Annotated in this window: 18 protein-coding genes; 8 read left to right on the forward strand and 10 right to left on the reverse strand. The window is 67.4% G+C overall.

The window, feature by feature from the left end; genetic code table 11:
• Positions 1–96: 96 nt before the first annotated feature.
• From acpS to folK, 7 genes are all read right to left on the reverse strand, one after another.
• On the reverse strand, positions 97–498 hold the full coding sequence (gene acpS / locus ACLBV5_RS02810; protein ID WP_253120082.1) for a holo-ACP synthase: 402 nt from the start codon (positions 496–498) through the stop codon (positions 97–99).
• Positions 495–1,253 (reverse strand): pyridoxine 5'-phosphate synthase, encoded by a 759-nt coding sequence (locus ACLBV5_RS02815; RefSeq protein ID WP_447604746.1) that lies wholly within the window; start codon positions 1,251–1,253, stop codon positions 495–497. Before ACLBV5_RS02815 ends, acpS begins: the two co-directional genes overlap by 4 nt.
• Positions 1,254–1,269: 16 nt before the next feature.
• The gene (gene pyrE, locus ACLBV5_RS02820) at positions 1,270–1,854 is read right to left on the reverse strand and encodes an orotate phosphoribosyltransferase (protein WP_025976757.1); all 585 of its coding nucleotides are present in this window, start codon (positions 1,852–1,854) and stop codon (positions 1,270–1,272) included.
• A gap of 45 nt (positions 1,855–1,899) precedes the next feature.
• Entirely contained in the window at positions 1,900–2,679 is a 780-nt protein-coding gene (locus tag ACLBV5_RS02825) for an LOG family protein (protein ID WP_253120086.1), read from the reverse strand.
• A gap of 36 nt (positions 2,680–2,715) precedes the next feature.
• Positions 2,716–4,869 (reverse strand): RelA/SpoT family protein, encoded by a 2,154-nt coding sequence (locus tag ACLBV5_RS02830; RefSeq protein WP_253120719.1) that lies wholly within the window; start codon positions 4,867–4,869, stop codon positions 2,716–2,718.
• 170 nt (positions 4,870–5,039) lie between these two features.
• A complete protein-coding gene (rpoZ, locus tag ACLBV5_RS02835; protein WP_003168108.1) occupies positions 5,040–5,399 on the reverse strand; it encodes a DNA-directed RNA polymerase subunit omega in 360 nt (119 codons plus the stop codon).
• A gap of 130 nt (positions 5,400–5,529) precedes the next feature.
• Positions 5,530–6,084 carry a 2-amino-4-hydroxy-6-hydroxymethyldihydropteridine diphosphokinase gene (folK, locus tag ACLBV5_RS02840; protein ID WP_313632355.1) on the reverse strand — a complete coding sequence of 185 codons (555 nt, stop codon included), beginning with the start codon at positions 6,082–6,084 and terminating at the stop codon, positions 5,530–5,532.
• A gap of 21 nt (positions 6,085–6,105) precedes the next feature.
• Here folK and ACLBV5_RS02845 point away from each other — a divergent pair, with 21 nt between their 5' ends.
• Both ACLBV5_RS02845 and ACLBV5_RS02850 read left to right on the forward strand, forming a co-directional pair.
• A complete protein-coding gene (locus ACLBV5_RS02845) occupies positions 6,106–6,687 on the forward strand; it encodes a LabA-like NYN domain-containing protein (protein ID WP_447604747.1) in 582 nt (193 codons plus the stop codon).
• On the forward strand, positions 6,684–7,328 hold the full coding sequence (locus ACLBV5_RS02850) for a uracil-DNA glycosylase (protein ID WP_278070877.1): 645 nt from the start codon (positions 6,684–6,686) through the stop codon (positions 7,326–7,328). The genes ACLBV5_RS02845 and ACLBV5_RS02850 overlap by 4 nt, the downstream gene beginning before the upstream one ends.
• Before the next feature lie 37 nt (positions 7,329–7,365).
• Here ACLBV5_RS02850 and ACLBV5_RS02855 read toward each other — a convergent pair whose 3' ends face one another.
• The gene (locus ACLBV5_RS02855) at positions 7,366–8,574 is read right to left on the reverse strand and encodes an N-acetylmuramoyl-L-alanine amidase family protein (RefSeq protein WP_303683610.1); all 1,209 of its coding nucleotides are present in this window, start codon (positions 8,572–8,574) and stop codon (positions 7,366–7,368) included.
• A gap of 449 nt (positions 8,575–9,023) precedes the next feature.
• Here ACLBV5_RS02855 and ACLBV5_RS02860 point away from each other — a divergent pair, with 449 nt between their 5' ends.
• From ACLBV5_RS02860 to ACLBV5_RS02870, 3 genes are read left to right on the forward strand one after another with little or no spacing between them, the layout of a single operon-like run.
• Complete coding sequence (locus ACLBV5_RS02860) at positions 9,024–11,714, forward strand: Rne/Rng family ribonuclease (RefSeq protein ID WP_447604748.1); 2,691 nt, start codon at positions 9,024–9,026, stop codon at positions 11,712–11,714.
• 54 nt (positions 11,715–11,768) lie between these two features.
• The gene (locus tag ACLBV5_RS02865; RefSeq protein ID WP_447604749.1) at positions 11,769–13,193 is read left to right on the forward strand and encodes a M48 family metalloprotease; all 1,425 of its coding nucleotides are present in this window, start codon (positions 11,769–11,771) and stop codon (positions 13,191–13,193) included.
• 45 nt (positions 13,194–13,238) lie between these two features.
• On the forward strand, positions 13,239–14,036 hold the full coding sequence (locus tag ACLBV5_RS02870) for a thioredoxin domain-containing protein (protein ID WP_447604750.1): 798 nt from the start codon (positions 13,239–13,241) through the stop codon (positions 14,034–14,036).
• 133 nt (positions 14,037–14,169) lie between these two features.
• On the opposite strand, the gene ACLBV5_RS02875 is transcribed toward ACLBV5_RS02870, so the two are convergent.
• Positions 14,170–14,958 carry a thiazole synthase gene (locus tag ACLBV5_RS02875; protein ID WP_191742991.1) on the reverse strand — a complete coding sequence of 263 codons (789 nt, stop codon included), beginning with the start codon at positions 14,956–14,958 and terminating at the stop codon, positions 14,170–14,172.
• A 195-nt stretch (positions 14,959–15,153) separates the two neighbouring features.
• Complete coding sequence (gene thiS / locus ACLBV5_RS02880) at positions 15,154–15,351, reverse strand: sulfur carrier protein ThiS (protein WP_253120101.1); 198 nt, start codon at positions 15,349–15,351, stop codon at positions 15,154–15,156.
• 270 nt (positions 15,352–15,621) lie between these two features.
• Between thiS and ACLBV5_RS02885 the strand changes: the two genes are divergently transcribed.
• The 3 genes from ACLBV5_RS02885 to accB all read left to right on the forward strand — a co-directional run bounded on the left by ACLBV5_RS02885 (position 15,622) and on the right by accB (position 17,166).
• Entirely contained in the window at positions 15,622–15,987 is a 366-nt protein-coding gene (locus ACLBV5_RS02885) for a hypothetical protein (RefSeq protein WP_447604751.1), read from the forward strand.
• 197 nt (positions 15,988–16,184) lie between these two features.
• Positions 16,185–16,640, forward strand: coding sequence for a type II 3-dehydroquinate dehydratase (gene aroQ, locus ACLBV5_RS02890; protein ID WP_253120107.1), 456 nt, complete (start codon positions 16,185–16,187; stop codon positions 16,638–16,640).
• Between the two features lie 40 nt (positions 16,641–16,680).
• Positions 16,681–17,166, forward strand: a complete 486-nt coding sequence (gene accB / locus ACLBV5_RS02895; protein ID WP_025976745.1) for an acetyl-CoA carboxylase biotin carboxyl carrier protein — start codon at positions 16,681–16,683, stop codon at positions 17,164–17,166.
• The last annotated feature ends 5 nt before the right edge of the window (positions 17,167–17,171 follow it).

The following is a 17,171-nucleotide window of genomic DNA, read 5'->3' on the forward strand; positions in this document are numbered from 1 at the left end:
CCGCCGAACGCGGGGTTTGAAGGTCGAGGCGTAGTCTCTGAAACGGCCGCGAGCAAGACTTTGGATGATGAAGGAACCGCAACCTTCGCGGCGTCGTCAGGCCTTGGGCAGGGCCTCGATCACCACGAAGGCGAGCGCATAGGGATGCTCGTCGCTGAGCGTCAGATGGATGCGCGCCTCATGACCCGCCGGTGTCAGGCGCGCCAGATGCTCGGCCGCGTGGCCTGTCAGGGCCAGGGTCGGCTGGCCGGACGGCAGGTTCACCACCCCCATGTCGCGCCAATAGACGTCGGAGCGCATCCCGGTGCCGAGCGCCTTGGCGCAGGCCTCCTTGGCCGCGAACCGCTTGGCGTAGCTCCACGCCGGGTCGGCCTTGCGGTCCGAGCGGGTGCGCTCCAGCTCGGTGAAGACCCGCTGTTTGAAACGGTCGCCGAAACGGTCCAGCGAGGCCTGAATGCGCCGAATGTCCGACAGATCGGCGCCGACGCCGATAATCACGACCCGGCCCCGAAAATCGCCTCGTCCATCGCCGCCCGCATCCGGCGGATGGCGGCGTCCAGCCCGACGAAGACCGCCTCGCCGATCAGGAAGTGGCCTATGTTCAGCTCGACGATCTCGGGAATGGCCAGGATCGACCCCGCCGTGGCGTAGTTCAGACCGTGGCCCGCATGGACCTCCAGCCCCAGAATATCCGCCTGAGCGGCGGCGGCGGCCAGGCGCTCGAACTCGGCTTCACGCTCGGCCGGATCGCCCAGCAGACAATAGCGGCCGGTGTGGAACTCGACCACCTGGGCGCCGACGGCGGCGGCGGCCTCGACCTGATCCTCGGACGGTTCGATGAACAGGCTGACGCGGATGCCGGCGTCCGACAGGGCCTTCACCACCGGGGCGATGCGGGCCTCATGACCGGCGACGGCCAGGCCGCCCTCGGTCGTCACTTCCTCGCGGCGTTCAGGCACCAGACAGGCGGCGTGCGGCGTGTGGCGCAGGGCGATGGCCAGCATCTCCTCCGTCACCGCCATCTCGAAGTTCAGCGGCTTGTCCGCGCGGCGGCACAGGGCCGTCAGCACGTCGATGTCGGCGTCGGTGATGTGGCGGCGATCCTCGCGCAGATGGGCGGTGATGCCGTCGGCTCCGGCCGCCAGCGCGGCATCGGCCGCGCGGGCCGGATCGGGATGAGCGCCGCCGCGCGCGTTACGAACCGTGGCGACGTGGTCGATATTGACGCCCAGACGAACCCGCTGACGCTTCATCCCGTTCTCTCTCTTGCTACTTGGACAGGCGGCGGCTGCCCGGATCCTCGACCGGCAGGGCGGCCAGTTCCGGCGGCAGGGCGTCGGCCGGATAGGCCGGCACCTCCATCGAGGCCAGCGCGATCAGGGGCACGCCCACATCGACCTTGCCGCCCGAACGGTCGACGATGCAGGCGGCTGCGACGACTTCGCCGCCCGCCTTCTGGATCGCGGCGATGCATTCACGCGACGACAGCCCCGTGGTGACGATGTCCTCGACCATGACGACCTTCTCGCCCGGCTCGACCGAGAAGCCGCGACGCAGTTTGAACTCGCCGCCCTCGCGCTCGACGTACATCGAGCGGACCTTCAGGTGCTTGGCGGTCTCATAGCCGGGAATGATGCCGCCCACTGCGGGCGAGATCGCCGCGTCGACCGGGCCGACCGTGGCGACGATCTTTTCCGCCAGCGCCTTGCACAGGCGCTCGCAGCGAGCCCCGTCCATGAAGACCAGGTTCTTCTGCAGGAAGACCGGGCTGTGCAGGCCGGACGAGAGGACGAAATGGCCTTCGCGCAGGGCGCCGGCGTCGCGGAATTCGTTGAGGACGTCTTCAGTGTTCATGAACGCCGTCCTTAGACCCTGTGACGACCGCCCTCAACCCGCGCCCTATTTGATCTCGGCGTTGGGCTTCAGCCCGCCTTCCAGCAGCTTGGCCCAAACCGTCTCGGCGTCGTCGGCGAAGGCGAACAGGTCCATGTCCGAGGCCTTGACCATGCCGTGCTCGATCAGGGTGTCGAAGTTGACGACCGAGCGCCAGTAAGCCTCGTCGAATAGGACGATGGGGATCGGCGGCGCCTTGCCGGTCTGGCGCAGAGTCAGGATCTCGAACAACTCGTCCAGAGTGCCGAAGCCGCCGGGGAAGACCACCAGCGCATTGGCCCGCATGGCCAGGTGCATCTTGCGCATGGCGAAGTAGTGGAACTGGAACGTCAGTTCCGGCGTCGACCACGGATTCGGGAACTGTTCGTGCGGCAGGGTGACGTTGAAGCCGATCGACGGCGCCCCGGCCTCGTGCGCGCCCTGGTTGGCGGCCTGCATGATGCCCGGCCCGCCGCCCGTGGCGATGACGTTGTCGCGCACCTCGCCCGGCTCGCCCCGGAAGGCGCCGCCGCGTTCAGAGGCGATGCGGCCGAACTGGCGGGCCTGTTCATACCAATAGGCGTGGCGGCCGTCGCCGTTGGCGCCCACGCGAGCGCTGCCGAAGACGACGATGGTCGAGCGCACGCCCCAGGCCTTCAGCGCCTGCTCCGCCTTTTCATACTCCATCAGGAAGCGCACGCCGCGCATCGATTCGCCCAGCAGGAAGTCCTGATCCAGGGCGGCCAGACGATAGGAGGGCGAGGCCACCTGGGCCTCGTTGGCGAGTCTTTGTTGTTCGGGAGACATTTCGACCTTTGAGAAAATGGATGGCGTCGGCGCGGCTCAGCCGCGCGCGCGATCAACCGTATCGACGTAAGGATTGGCCCTCAGCGCCGCAATGATCATGGTAGCGTGGCGGGCGTCCTCGACCTCCACGTCGATGTCGACGTCGTAGAAGTCGTGCTGACGATGGGCCATCGACAGGTTCAGGATGTTGCCGCCCGCCTCGCCGATGATGGAGGCCACCTGTCCCAGCACGCCGCGCGTATTGGTCAGGGTGGCGTGCAGCTTGACCGATCCGACGGCGCTGCGCTCGGCCTGCGGCGTCCATTGCAGGTCCTGCCAGACAGAGTCGTCATCGGCGAAATCGGCCAGGGTCTGGCAGTCGATGGTGTGGACCGTCAGCCCCTTGTCCGGCTCAAGGATGCCGACGATGCGGTCGCCCGGAACCGGCGAGCAACACTGGCCGAAATGGATGCTGACGCCGGGCGTCAGCCCGCCGCCGCGCACGAACAGACGCGGCGATTCCTCGCCGATGCGCTTGCGCTCGGGTCCCGCCTTCAACTGACCCTTCAGCGCCGGGAACAGGGTCTCGGCCACGCGCGTCGCGGCCAGTCGGCCGCGACCGATGGCGTCGAACATGTCCTCTTCGGACGGCATGGCGAAGGTCTTCAGCACCTCCGTCAGCTTGACCTCGGCCAGCGACTTGCCCGCCCGCTCCAGCGTCTGCTCCAGCGTCGTCTTGCCCAGACGCACGAACTCTTCACGCTCGGAAGTGCGGATGTGGCGGCGAATGGCCGAGCGGGCCCGGCCCGTGACCGTCAGACTGCGCCAGTCGGTGGGGACTTCCCGCTTGGTCCCGCGAATGATCTCGACCACGTCGCCGTTCTGAAGCGCGGTGCGCATAGGCTTCAACTCGCCGTTGATCTTCACACCGACGGCGGTGTCGCCGACTTCGGTGTGGACAGCATAGGCGAAGTCCAGCGGCATCCCGCCGCGCGGCAGAGTGATCAGCGTGCCCTTGGGCGTAAAGACGAAGACCTGATCCAGGTACATTTCGAGCTTGGCGTGCTCGACCCAGTCTTCGCCCCCCTCTCCGTGTTCGATGACCTGAACAAGATGGCGCAGGTTCAGCAGGGGGTCGCGGCCGCCGTCAGCCTCCATCGCCTCGCGGTCGAAGCCATAGGACGAGTTCTTGTAGCGCCAGTGCGCCGCCACCCCGTCCTCGGCCACCCGGTCCATCGCCTCGGTGCGGATCTGCATCTCGATGCGCAGGCCGCCGGGCCCGACCACCGTGGTGTGCAGCGAGCGGTAGTTGTTCGACTTGGGCGTCGAGATGAAGTCCTTGAACCGCTCCGGCACCATCGGCCAGGCGCGGTGGATGACGCCCAGGGCGCGGTAACAGTCGTCCTCGCTCTCCACGATGACGCGGAAGCCGTAGATGTCCGACAGGGACGAAAAGCCGACCGTCTTGCGCTGCAGCTTGCGCCAGATGGAATAGGGCGTCTTTTCCCGTCCCTTGACCCGCGCCTGCACGCCAGCTTCGGCCAGAACGCGCTCGATCTCGGGCGAGACGGCCTCGATGGCGCTGCCGTTCTCAAGCTTCAGGGCCTCCAGACGACGCTGGATGGCGACGCGGGCCGTGGCGTTCAGATGCTCGAACGCCAGTTCCTCCAGCTCGGCGGCGATGGAGTGGATGCCGATAGAACGGCCCAAAGGCGCATAGACTTCCAGCGTTTCGCGGCTGATGCGCTCGCGCTTCTCCGGCTTCACGAAGTGAAGGGTCCGCATGTTGTGCAGACGGTCGGCCAGCTTGACCAGCAGCACCCGCACGTCCTTGGAGATGGCCAGGATGAATTTGCGCAGGTTCTCGGCCTGGCGCGTGTGTTCGGCCTGAAGCTCCAGCCGCGACAGCTTGGTCACGCCCTCAACCAGGATGGCGATCTCCTCGCCGAACATGGCGGCGATATCGTCGCGGGTGGCGGAAGTGTCCTCGACCACGTCATGCAGCAGGGCGGTGACGATGGTCGCCGTGTCCAGCCGATAGTCGGTCAGAATCCCCGCGACCTGGATCGGATGGGCGAAATAAGGATCGCCCGAGGCCCGCAGCTGCGAGCCGTGCATCTTCATCGCATAGACATAGGCGCGGTTCAGCAGCGCCTCATCGGCGGTCGGGTCATAGGCCTTGACCGCCTCGATCAGTTCGAACTGGCGCATGATCGGTGCGCGCTTGGTATCAGACAATGCAGGGCCTTCAGACGACTTCGGCGCCGCCTCGGGAAGAGACGACGCCGATGTGTTGTCTTGCAGATTCGCGGCGGGGTCCATCGGCGTGTCCATCTGAGGCCGCGCCGTCCGCCTGGCTACCTTGGTGACCGGGTCGGTCGTCAGTAGCGCTCCTCCTGGCCCCCGTCGCGGTCGCTTTGCAGCGCACGGATCAGTTCGGCTTCGGCCATGTTCATGTGCTGCGGCTCGGCCAGCAGGGCCACGACTTCGGCTTCGTCCTCGGCCTCGGTGCGCTCATCGACGCGCTGCAGGGTGGTGATGATGTTCTCGCGCAGTTCTTCCGGCACGACGGTTTCGTCGGCCAGTTCGCGCAGGGCCACGACCGGGTTCTTGTCGTTGTCGCGGTCCAGCGTCAGCGCGGCGCCGTTGGCGATGTTGCGGGCGCGGTGGCCGGCCAGCAGAACCAGACCAAAGCGGTTCGGCACCTTTTCGATGCAGTCTTCGACAGTGACGCGGGCCATGAAAATCCTCTGGCGGCAGGGAGAACCGCACAAAATATAGGTTGAAAGCCGATTGTGCAACGCCGCGAAGGCGTCATTGAGGCGGATCGGCGTTCGTCATCCCTCCCCTCGCCCGACAGCCCGCCCCGCGTCAAGCCCTGTGCAGCGGGAAGGCGTCGCGCCCGACCGGCGCCGCCGCGGCCAGATCGCGCGCCATCCGGCCGCACACGGGGTGCCTCCACTCGGGCGCCAGCTCGGCCAGCGGTCCCATGACAAACAGCCGTTCAGCCGCGCGCGGGTGCGGCAGGATCAGCCCATCCAGGTCGCCGCTCAGCCGTCCATAGGCGATCAGATCTAGATCCAGGGTGCGCGGGGCATTGCGCGTCGTGCGCACCCGCCCGCAGACATCCTCGATCCGCGCCAGCGTCCGCATCAGGGTCCGGGCGTCCTGGGCGGTGCTGACGATCGCTACCCCGTTCAGGAACGGCGGATCGGTCGGATCGGGCCAGGCCTGCGACGACCACCAGGAGGACCGCGCCAGCACGTCGATCCCCTCGGCGCGAAATCGGGCCAGGCCCGCCTCCAGCGCCTCGACGCAGGACGACCATGCGCCCTTGTCATTGCAGCCCAGGGCGACGATGACTGCGTCATCCAGACCAGACGCCGTTTCGGCCGCGTCGTTCCGGGCGTTCATTTTCTCGATCATTCCGACGGACTCATTTTCTTCATGACCGACCATCCCGACGACCGCATCGCCCTGTTCATCGACGGCGCCAACCTCTATTCGGCGGCTCGCGCCCTGAACTGCGATCTGGACTTCAAGAAACTGTCTCAGCGCTTCACCGGCGAGGGCCGGCTGATCCGCGCATATTATTACACAGCGGTGATCGAGGGCGAGGAATTCTCGCCGATCCGCCCTCTGGTCGACTGGCTCGACTACAACGGCTTCACCGTCGTGACCAAGCCGGTCAAACGCTATGTCGATCCTCAAGGCCACAGCCGCACCAAGGGCAATATGGACATCGAGATCGCGGTCGACATGCTGGAACTGGCGCCGCGCCTCGACCACGCCGTGCTGTTTTCCGGCGACGGCGACTTCCGCCGTCTGGTGCAGGCCATGCAGGCCAAGGGCGTGCGCGTCACCGTCGTCTCGACGGTCAAGAGCCAGCCGCCCCAGATTTCGGACGACCTGCGCCGTCAGGCGGACGCCTTCATCGACCTGGCCGACATCGTCAATGAGGTGGGCAAGCCCAAGGCCCCGATGAATCAGGGCGTGACCCGCACCCTGGATCGGAACGACCGCGCGTGAGCGCTTCTGTGAACCCCGAGCCGCCCCGCGACTGCCCCCTGTGCCCGCGACTGGTCGCCTATCGGGCCGAGAACGCGCGCCAGAACCCGGACTGGTGGAACGGCCCCGCGCCCTCGTTCGGCGACCCGAACGCGCGCCTGCTGATCGCAGGTCTGGCGCCCGGCCGCACCGGCGCCAACCGCACCGGCCGCCCCTTCACCGGGGACCACGCAGGCTGGCTGCTGTACGACACGCTGAAGAAGACCGGCTTCGCTGAAGGCCGATATGATCCGAACGGCGACGACGACCTGCGGCTGATCGACTGCATGATCACCAACGCCGTGCGCTGCGCCCCGCCGCAGAACAAGCCGACGGCGGCGGAGGAGAACACCTGCCGGCCCTTCCTGGTGGACCGGCTGGCCGCCCTGCCCCGCCTGAAGGTGATCGTCACGCTGGGCGACGTGTCCCGGCGCAGCATCCTGCGGACGCTGGGCTATCCCGGCTCGGCCATTCCGGCCGGGCATGGGGTCGAGGGCAAGGTCGGCCCCTACACCCTGATCAACAGTTATCATTGCTCGCGGCTGAACACGAACACCGGCCGACTGACCGCCGAAATGTTCGAGGACATCTTCAGGCGCGCGAAAGCGGCGCTGGAGGAATAACGCAAAGCCTTCCCCTCCCCATTGCATGAGGAGGAAATCAGCCCCCGGCGATCTCGCCGGCGACCATCACCGGGGCGGCGGGTTCGCGGAAATAGCGGTCGATGCCCTCGGCGACCGAGCGCATCAGGCGGCGGCGGGCGCGTTCGTCGGTCAGGACGCGCTCGTCTTCCGGATTGGTGATGAAGCCCATCTCCAGCAGCACGGCGGGCACGTCGGGCGCCAGCAGCACCGCCAGACCCGCGTCGCGGTGGCTGCGGCGCAGCAGGGGGTGGTTGTCGCCCTCGATATGGGTCAGCAGCACCCGCGCGAACTGGGCCGAGCGGTTCTGGGTGGCGCGCTGGGTCATGTCCAGCAGGATGCGGTCGACCGAGGGATCGCGCCCCGGCAGGCGCAGGTCGCGCTGCCAGTCTTCGCCCTTGGTGAACTCGCGCACGGCCCGTCCTGCGCCCTGTTCAGACAGGGTGTAGACGCTGGCGCCGCGCAGGGCCGGATCAGAACCGGCGTCGGCGTGCAGGGAGATGAACAGGTCCGCGCCCGCATCGCGCGCCACCTGAACCCGGCGGCCGTGAGCGACATAGACGTCGCCGTCTCGCGTCAGCCGCACGCGATAACGGCCGGTGCGCTCCAGCGCGGCCTTCAACTCCTGAGCGGCGGCCAGGGTGACGGCCTTTTCCTGAACATGCTGGCCTTGCGCGCCCGGATCGCGGCCGCCGTGGCCTGCGTCGATGACGATGAGGGGCTTTTCAGCCCGAACCTGTTCGCGCCGCGGGGCGACGGCGGGCGCAGCGGCCGCGCCGGTCGCCTTCAGGTCGATGACATAGCGATAGTGAGCCACCCCATCGCCGGGCGGCAGCAGGAAACGGCGCTCGATCTCCGCGCCGCGCGCCAGGTCCAACCGCACGCGCGACGAAGAGCCCGAAGCCGACACCTCATAGCCGCGCACCAGCCCAGAGCCTGAACCGTCCAGCCCACGCCCCGGCTGAACGCCCGACAGCGCCAGGATCACCCGCCCCGACGACCCGTCCTCAATCACCTGACCGCGCGTGCTGCGGCCCAGATCGACGACGATGCGGGTGCGCTGGGCGTCGCCGCCGAAGCGCAGGCGCATGACCTCTCCGTCCGGCCCGAAAGCCAGCCCGCGTCCCGCCGCCAGCACGACGACGCACACGACGAGAACGGCCACGGCCGTCATCGCCCATTCGCGGACGCCCCAAAGGGCGAGATTGTCGCGCCACCGACCGGCCATGAACCGAAGTTACCCTGTAGTTTGTCCTTGCAGGATGCCGCCGCAGTTTAAGGATTTCGTTAAGACCTCTTATCGTCGCGGTTCTTTTATTTTCCGCCGCATGTGCCTATTATGAGTTCCGCATGCGACTGATCGCGCCGCCCGCAGTTCTGCGGGACCGGCCGCGCCCTCCTCGCGGCGTTGACTTTCACCTATTCCGAGGATCGCCCGGCCTGGCCGACGATCCGGAGAACGGGTTCAGGACGCAGCCTTGATCGGCGCGTTCGGGCCCAGGACCGACAACCTTATGGGCCACTACGCCTGCGATCCTCTTCGGCAAGACCTTGCCGCACTCGCTTTCTGCGAGGGGATGACGCGCGCCCCGGCCCCCATTTCCATTCGGCGAGCCGCCCCCATTCCCGCGATTGAACTCGCGGCGCACGGCCTGGCGCGCCTGAGAGAGACCCTTCATGTCAAAAACCATGTTGATCGACGCGGCGCACGCGGAAGAAACGCGCGTCGCGATCGTAGACGGCCGCCAGGTTGAGGAATTCGATTTCGAATCCCGCGCGCGTCGCCAGCTTCGCGGGAATATCTATCTCGCCAAGGTCACCCGCGTAGAGCCCAGCCTGCAGGCCGCCTTCGTCGAGTACGGCGGCAACCGCCACGGCTTCCTCGCCTTCAACGAAATTCACCCCGACTACTATCAGATCCCGGTCGCCGACCGCGAAGCCATCATGGCCGAAGCGCAGTCGGACGACGACGACGATCACGATGATCTGGGCCGTGAGAGCGACGACGGCGAATCGGAAGGCGGCCTGGCCGACGAGGAGCGCCTGAAGCGTCGCCTGATGCGCCGCTACAAGATCCAGGACGTCATCAAGCGCCGTCAGATCCTGCTGGTGCAGGTCGTCAAGGACGAGCGCGGCGCCAAGGGCGCGGCCCTGACCACCTGGCTGTCGCTGGCCGGCCGCTACTGCGTGCTGATGCCCAACACCGGCAAGGGCGGCGGCATTTCGCGCAAGATCACCAACACCTCGGACCGTCGCCGCCTGAAGGCCGCCGCCGCCGCGCTGAAGGTGCCGCAGGGCATGGGCCTGATCATCCGCACGGCGGGCGCCAAGCGCACCCGCGCCGAGATCAAGCGCGACTATGAATATCTGCTGCGCCTGTGGTCGACGATTCGCGAGACGACGCTGAGCTCCAACGCGCCGGCGATGATCTACGAGGAAGAAAACCTGGTCCGTCGCGCTGTGCGCGACATGTACGACAAGGACTTCGACGGCATTCAGGTCGAGGGCGTCGAGGGCTTCAAACAGGCGCGCGATTTCATGCGCGTGCTGATGCCCTCCCAGGCCAAGAAAATTCATCTCTATCAAGGCTCGCGCCCGCTGTTCGCCGCGAACGGCATCGAAGAGGTGCTGGCCCAGATTCACCAGCCGGTCGTGCCGCTGAAGTCGGGCGGCTATCTGGTCATCAACCAGACCGAGGCCCTGGTGGCCATCGACGTGAACTCGGGCCGCTCCACCAAGGAGCGCAACGTCGAGGCCACGGCCACCAAGACCAACATGGAAGCCGCCGTCGAGGCCGCCCGCCAGCTGCGCCTGCGCGACCTGGCCGGTCTGATCGTCATCGACTTCATCGACATGGACGAGGGCAAGAACAACCGCGCGGTTGAGAAGGCCGTCAAGGACGCCCTGGCCAAGGACCGCGCCCGCATCCAGATGGGCCGCATCTCGGGCTTCGGCCTGATGGAGATCAGCCGTCAGCGCCGCCGTCTGGGCGTGATCGAAGGGGCCACCGAGGTCTGCGAATGCTGCCAGGGCGCCGGACGCGTCCGCTCGGCCGAATCGGCGGCCCTGACCACCCTGCGCGCCGTCGACATCGAGGCCGGCAAGAACGGCGCGGGTTCGGTGAACCTGCGCGTCTCGACCGCCGTGGCGCTGTACATCCTGAACCACAAGCGCGCCTATCTGCAGTCCCTGCTGGAACAGCGCGGGTTGAACGTCGTCATCCAGATCGACGACAGCCTGGCTCAGGGCGAGCACTCGATCGAGCGCACCGAAACCAACGAGGACTTCGTCGCGCCGGAAAGCCACATCGACCTGGCCGACCTGGACGACGGCTTCGACGACAGCGCGTTCGACGATGAAGACGAGGATCACGACGAGGACGAGGACTTCGGCGACGATCAGAACCAGGCCGAACTGGAGTCTGAAGACGAGGACGACGACGAAAGCCGCGCTCGTCAGGAACAGGACGATGACGGCCGTGGCGGCCGTCGCCGCCGTCGCCGTCGCGGCGGAGGTCGGGAGGATGAAGCCGAAGCCGTCGTCGCAGAAGACGATGACGACGGGCGCGGCGGTCGCCGTCGCCGGGGCCGCCGCGGCGGTCGCCGGGTTCGCGAGGAAGGCGAACGCGACGTCTTCACCTGGGTGCGCGGCCGTACGCCGTCGCTGCAGGATCCCTATGTCTGGTTCGACCCGATCAACCCGGCGCCGGTGCGCGCCGAACGCGTCGCCGAGGATGACGCCGAGCGCAGCCACGAGCCGCGCGATGTTCACGCCGAACAGGCGACCGAGGGCGAAGGCCGCAACGGCCGCTCGCGCCGTCGTCGCGGTCGTGGTCGCGGCCGGGGCGAGGTGACGCATGAGGCCAAGGTCGAGGATCGCGCCGTCAACGAAGGCCTGCCGCCTGTCGGCTCGCCCGACACGCCCATCGCCGTGGTGATCGACGACGAAACGTCGAACGCTTCGCCCGAAACGGCGACCGAGGCCGCCCCGGTGCTGGAGCCCGTCGAGGCGCCCAAGCGTCGCCGCGTGCGCCGCAAGGTCACCTCGGCCATCGCCGAGGAGCTAAACGAGGTCGCCGCCGAGCAACAGGCCGAAGCCGCCGCCCCCGAGGCGATCGCTGCCGAGGCTGAGGCTGCCGCAGAGGCCGAGCAATCGACCCCGGTCCCGGCCGAGCTGGACGTCACGCCCGCCGTGGCCGCCCGCATCGAGCAGGCGATCGAGGAGGTTCTGGCCGAGGAAGCCGTCGTCCTGGCCGAACCGGTCACGGCGCCGACGCCCGAAGTCGATATCGCCGCCATCATCGCCGAGGATCCGAACCAGATCGTCGCCCCCCCGACAAAGCCGAAACGCGGCTGGTGGCGCCGTTGATCGGACACGATTAGGCTGGAAGCTGCGGGGGAGACGATCGCTCTGGAGTTCTTCATGACCAGGACGCCCCCCGCCGCACCCCGCTTCCGGCGCTATCTGGCCGCCGGGGTCGGCGCCCTTGCGGTGCTGACCTCGGCCGCATCCGCGCAGGCCCAGAGCCTGATCCGGGACACCGAGATCGAAGGCATCATCCATGACTGGTCCGAGCCGGTGCTGGACGCGATGGGCCTTGACCCCAACGAGGTCGAAATCCTGCTGGTCAACGACAACGACCTGAACGCCTTCGCCACGCGCGGGCGGATCATGGGGTTGAACACCGGCCTGATCCTGCGGACCAAAAGCCCCAATCAGCTTCTGGGCGTGATCGCTCACGAAGCCGGCCACATCAAGAACCGCCACACCCTGCGCGACGGCGCCCAGAACGCCGGCATGCAGCCGATGATCATGACAATGGCTCTGGGCGCCCTGGCCGCGATCGCGGGCGCGCCGGACGCGGGCGCAGCGCTTTTGGCCTCAAGCCAATATTTCGGCACGCTGGGCGCCCTGCGCTACATGCAGAGCCAGGAGGGCGAGGCCGACATCACCGGGGCCCGCGCTCTGGAACGCGCCGGGGAATCCGGGCGCGGCATGGTCGAGTTCTTCGAGAACTTCCGCTCGCAGGAAATCTTCTCGGACCAGCGGCGCTATCCCTATTTCCGCAGCCACCCCCTGTCGTCACAGCGGATCGAGGCTCTGCGCCCCGCCGTCGAGGCCGCCTCCCACTACGACAAGCGCGACAGCACGCAGCGCATGGCTGAGCACGCCTTGGTCGTGGCCAAAATCCGCGCCTTCATGGACGCGCCCAACGCCACCTTGCGCGACTATCCGTCCAGCGACGCCTCCCTGCCCGCCCGCTACGCCCGCGCCATCGCCTGGTATCGCGACGGCCAGACGCAGAAGGCGCTGGACGCGGTCGACGTCCTGCTGACCGAACAGCCCGAAAACCCCTACTTCTGGGAGCTCAAGGGCCAGATCCTGTTCGAGGAAGGCCGCCCGGCCGAGGCCATCGGCGCCCATGAACGCTCCGTCGAGCTGAAGCCGGACGCGCCGCTGCTGCGCATCAACCTGGCCCATGCCCTGATCGAAACCAACGACACGGCCCGGCTGACCGAGGCGGAAGACCAGTTGAAGCGCGCCCTGGCGCTGGAGGCCGACAACAACCTAGCCTGGCGCCTGCTGTCTCAGGCCTACTCCAGCCAGGGCAAGGAGGGCGAGGCGCGCCTGGCTTCGGCCGAATACTGGTTCGCCCTGCGTCGCCCGGATCAGGCCGCCCAGTTCGCCATGCGCGCGCGCGACATGCTGGACCGAAACTCCATCGAATGGCGCCGCGCCACCGACATTGTCCTGGCCTCGGGCGCCACTGAGAAGGACATCACCGACGCCGAGCGCCGCAATGAACAGCGCAGCCGCTCCGGCGTCATCCCGCCCGGCGGGGAATGAGCCCTTCCCGCCCCCTACTGCACTGCCTGATAATACGAGACCCTGATGACTGACGACGCGCGCCCCGAACCGACCCCGACCGCCACGCCGAAGAAGGCGCGCCTGGGCCTGTCGGGCACGACGCTGGGCTGGGCCGCCGCCGGCATGTCGGCTGTCGCCCTGGCCCTGTCAGCTGCGCCCTATCTGACCGGCGGTTTCGGCGAGCGGGTGCGGGCCTATCTGATCCAGAACCCCCAGGTGCTGGACGAAGTGCTGGCTGCGCGTGAGACGGCCGAATCCCAGTCGCGCGTTCAGAGCATCAACGCCGCCGCCGCCGCCAATCCGACCCTGCTGGCCGCCGATCCGCGCGACCCGGCGTTCGGCCCTGAGAACGCCAAGGTGACGGTGATCGAGTTCTTCGACTTCCGCTGCCCCGGCTGCAAGGCGGTTGCGCCCGAATACCGCGCCCTGATGGCCGCCCACCCCGAGGTGCGCTTCGTCTTTAAGGATTGGCCGATCCTGGACCGGGGCGAGGACGTGACCTCCCAATACGCCGCGCGCGCCGCCCTGGCCGCGCATCAACAGGGCAAATACCTGGCCGTCTATGACGCCCTGATGGCCGAGCGCGCGCTGGACCGCGCCGCCATCGACCGCATCCTGACCGACAACGGCGTCGACATGGCCAAGGCGAACGCCGCCATCTCGGCCCCCGAGATGACGCGCCACGTCACCGACATCCACACGGCGGCGGCGGCGCTGGGCCTGCAGGGCACGCCGACCTTCTTCATCAACGGCGTCGCCAGCCCCGGCATCGACCCGCGCGAGGTCGGCGCCCTGATCGAGGCAGCCAAGAAAAAGGGCTGACGCCTTTCCTCCCCATTTCATGGGGAGGGGGACCGCGAAGCGGTGGAGGGGCTCAGCAACGGCTGAACCAAGCGGCCCCTCCATCACGACGCCTATCGGCGCCGCGCCACCTCCCCACGTCGTGGGGAGGAGATCAGATCAGCCCCGCCAGCGGCGAGGACGGATCGGCGTAGAACCGCTTCTTCATCCGCCCGGCCAGATAGGATTCGCGCCCGGCGATGACGGCGTGCTTCATCGCGCTGGCCATCAGGATCGGGTCGCGCGCCTCGGCGATGGCGGTGTTCATCAGCACGCCATCGCAGCCCAGTTCCATGGCGATGGCCGCATCTGACGCCGTGCCGACGCCCGCGTCGACCAGCACCGGCACCTTCGATTGCTCGACGATCAGGCGGATGTTGATCGGGTTTTGCACCCCCAACCCCGAGCCGATCGGCGCGCCTAGCGGCATGATGGCCACGGCGCCCGCGTCCTCCAGCTTGCGCGCATAGACCGGGTCGTCGGTGCAATAGACCATGACCTCGAAGCCCTCGGCGGTCAGCAGCTTCAGCGACCGTAGAGTCTCTTCCATGTCGGGGAACAGAGTCTTCGGGTCCGCCAGGACCTCCAGCTTGACCAGGGTCCAGCCGCCCGCCTCGCGCGCCAGGCGCAGGGTCCGCACCGCGTCCTCGCCGGTGAAGCAGCCCGCCGTATTGGGCAGATAGGTGTATTTCTTCGGGTCGATGAAGTCCGTCAGCACCGGCTGGTTCGGATCGGTCAGGTTCACCCGACGCACGGCCACGGTGACCATCTCGGCGCCCGACGCCTCAGCCGCCGCCGCGTTCTGGGCGTAGTCGCGATACTTGCCGGTGCCCACGATCAGGCGCGAGTTGAAGGTGCGGCCGGCGACGGTCCAGCTGTCGGTGCGGGGAGCGGTGTCAGTCATGCCTAGGGAAGTAGCGCCGCCCGCCGCCGGGGGGAAGCGCCGTTGCGGGATTTGATGAGCGCGCGGCCCCTCTCTACCGCTCATCCCCGCGGAGGCGGGGGACCCAGTAAGAGCCCCGCCCTCAACCTCAGCCCGTCGTGCTTGCAGCCAAAGCACTGGGTCCCCGCCTCCGCGGGGATGAGCGGGGCTGTAGGGTCAGCCCCCGCCCACGAACTGCACCAGTTCGATCCTGTCGCCCTCGGCCAGCGCCGTCTGGCCGTGCAGCGAGCGCGGCACGATCTCCAGATTGCGCTCGACCGCCACCTTCTTGGGGTCCAGCGACAGCTCCTGAACCAGACCCAGAATGGTCGTGGCGGCGGTGTCCCGCGCCTCGCCGTTGACTTCGATACGCAAACTGTTCGCTCCAGAGGATGCAGGGTGGAGAGGCAAGGCCTCTTTCGGAGACGGCAGATAATGGGGGTTCCGGCGCGGGACATCAAATCCACGGCCTAGGCCCGCTATCAACCTCTCTCAGACGCTCCTCGCCTCCGCTTAGGGCCCTCGAATTCCCTATGAGCGCGGGGGTATTGCGGGGCGGAGAAGCTAAGCCATAGTTATTAACTCAGCGAGATCGGCTCGATCCTCTTCATCCGGCTCGGCCTCGGCGTTTTCAAAGGAACCATGATGAGCACTTTCACCGCCGGCGTTCAGTACGACGACTTCAAGGGCACGGTAGCCGCTGACCGCTCCGACACTCTGTCGATCACCAAATATCTCGTTGCCTTGGGAAAAGCGGCCCCAGACGAACGGGTTGTAGCTTTCAGGATCACATCGAGCGGAGTGACCAACCGCCCCGTGACAAACGTGTCGCTGGTCGCATACCTTACTGACTCTCCCGAGTTTGAGCCCGCTCCAAAAGCCTTGCGCGCGGTCGATATTTCCATATCACCAGGGGAGGCACTGGCGTTTTTCAAACGGTTCGATCTCGTTGCCAACCAGGACAATATGGATTTGAGCGGGACCCATGTGGACGGACCGCATTACCCCTGAACATCTTCAGGCGCGCGGGGGCTTCTGGCTAGGCGCGAACTTCGCAGATACCCCCTTAACCGACCTCCCCAAGGCCCTCTCGCCGCCGCCACCCTACCCCTACGTCACCCTTTTTCCCCGCCCGCTTTGCGCCGCGCGTCACCTAGGCTACAACGCGCGCTCGATTCCGCGCGGCGGCGCGCCTGTTTTGCGAGCGAATGCCCGAAACTCTCACCCTGTATGTCCTGAACGGGCCGAACCTGAACCTGCTGGGGGTTCGGGAGCCGGACATCTATGGCCGAGAGACGCTGGCCGACGTTCAGGCCATGTGCGAGACGGCGGCCGACGGCGCGCGCGTGGTGTTCCGCCAGTCGAATCATGAAGGCCAGCTGGTCGACTGGATCCAGGAGGCCCGCACCGAGGCCGACGCCCTGGTCATTAATCCTGCCGCCTTCACCCATACCTCGGTGGCCCTGCTCGACGCGCTGAAGACGCTGAGCATCCCCGTGGTCGAATGCCACCTGTCGAACCCCGCAGCGCGCGAGGCGTTTCGGCATCACTCCTATGCGTCCCTGGCCGCGACCGGCGTGATCGCCGGCTTTGGCCCCCACAGCTATGAATTGGCCGTCCGGGCCGCTCTGGACCTGGCGCGTCGCGCCGGGGCCAAGGGCTGACCGCCGCGCGCCGTCAGAAGATCAAGTAGAAGAGACCCTCATGTCCGACGACAAGAACAAGCACATCGACGCCGAACTGGTCCGCAGCCTGGCCGACATCCTGAACGACACCGATCTGACCGAGATCGAGGTCGAGCGCGGCGATCTGAAAATCAAGGTCAAGCGCGAAGTCACCGTCGCCGCCGCCCCGATCCAGTACGCCGCCGCCCCGGCTCCGGTCGCGCACGCCGCCCCGGCCGCCGCCCCGGCCTCCATGCCGTCGGACCCGGCCACGATCGTCGCCCGCGCCGGCGAAGAGGTGAAGTCTCCGATGGTCGGCACCGCCTATCTGCAGCCCGCGCCGGGCTCGGATCCCTTCATCAAGGCCGGCGACAAGGTCAAGAAGGGCCAGACCCTGCTGATCGTCGAGGCCATGAAGACCATGAACCCGATCCAGGCGCCGCGCGACGGCGTGGTTGCTGAGATCCTGGTGGGCGACGCCCAGCCGGTCGAGTTCGGCGAAGCCCTGGTCGTGCTGGAAGCCTGAGCCCC

The organism is Brevundimonas sp. M1A4_2e, from assembly GCF_053345555.1.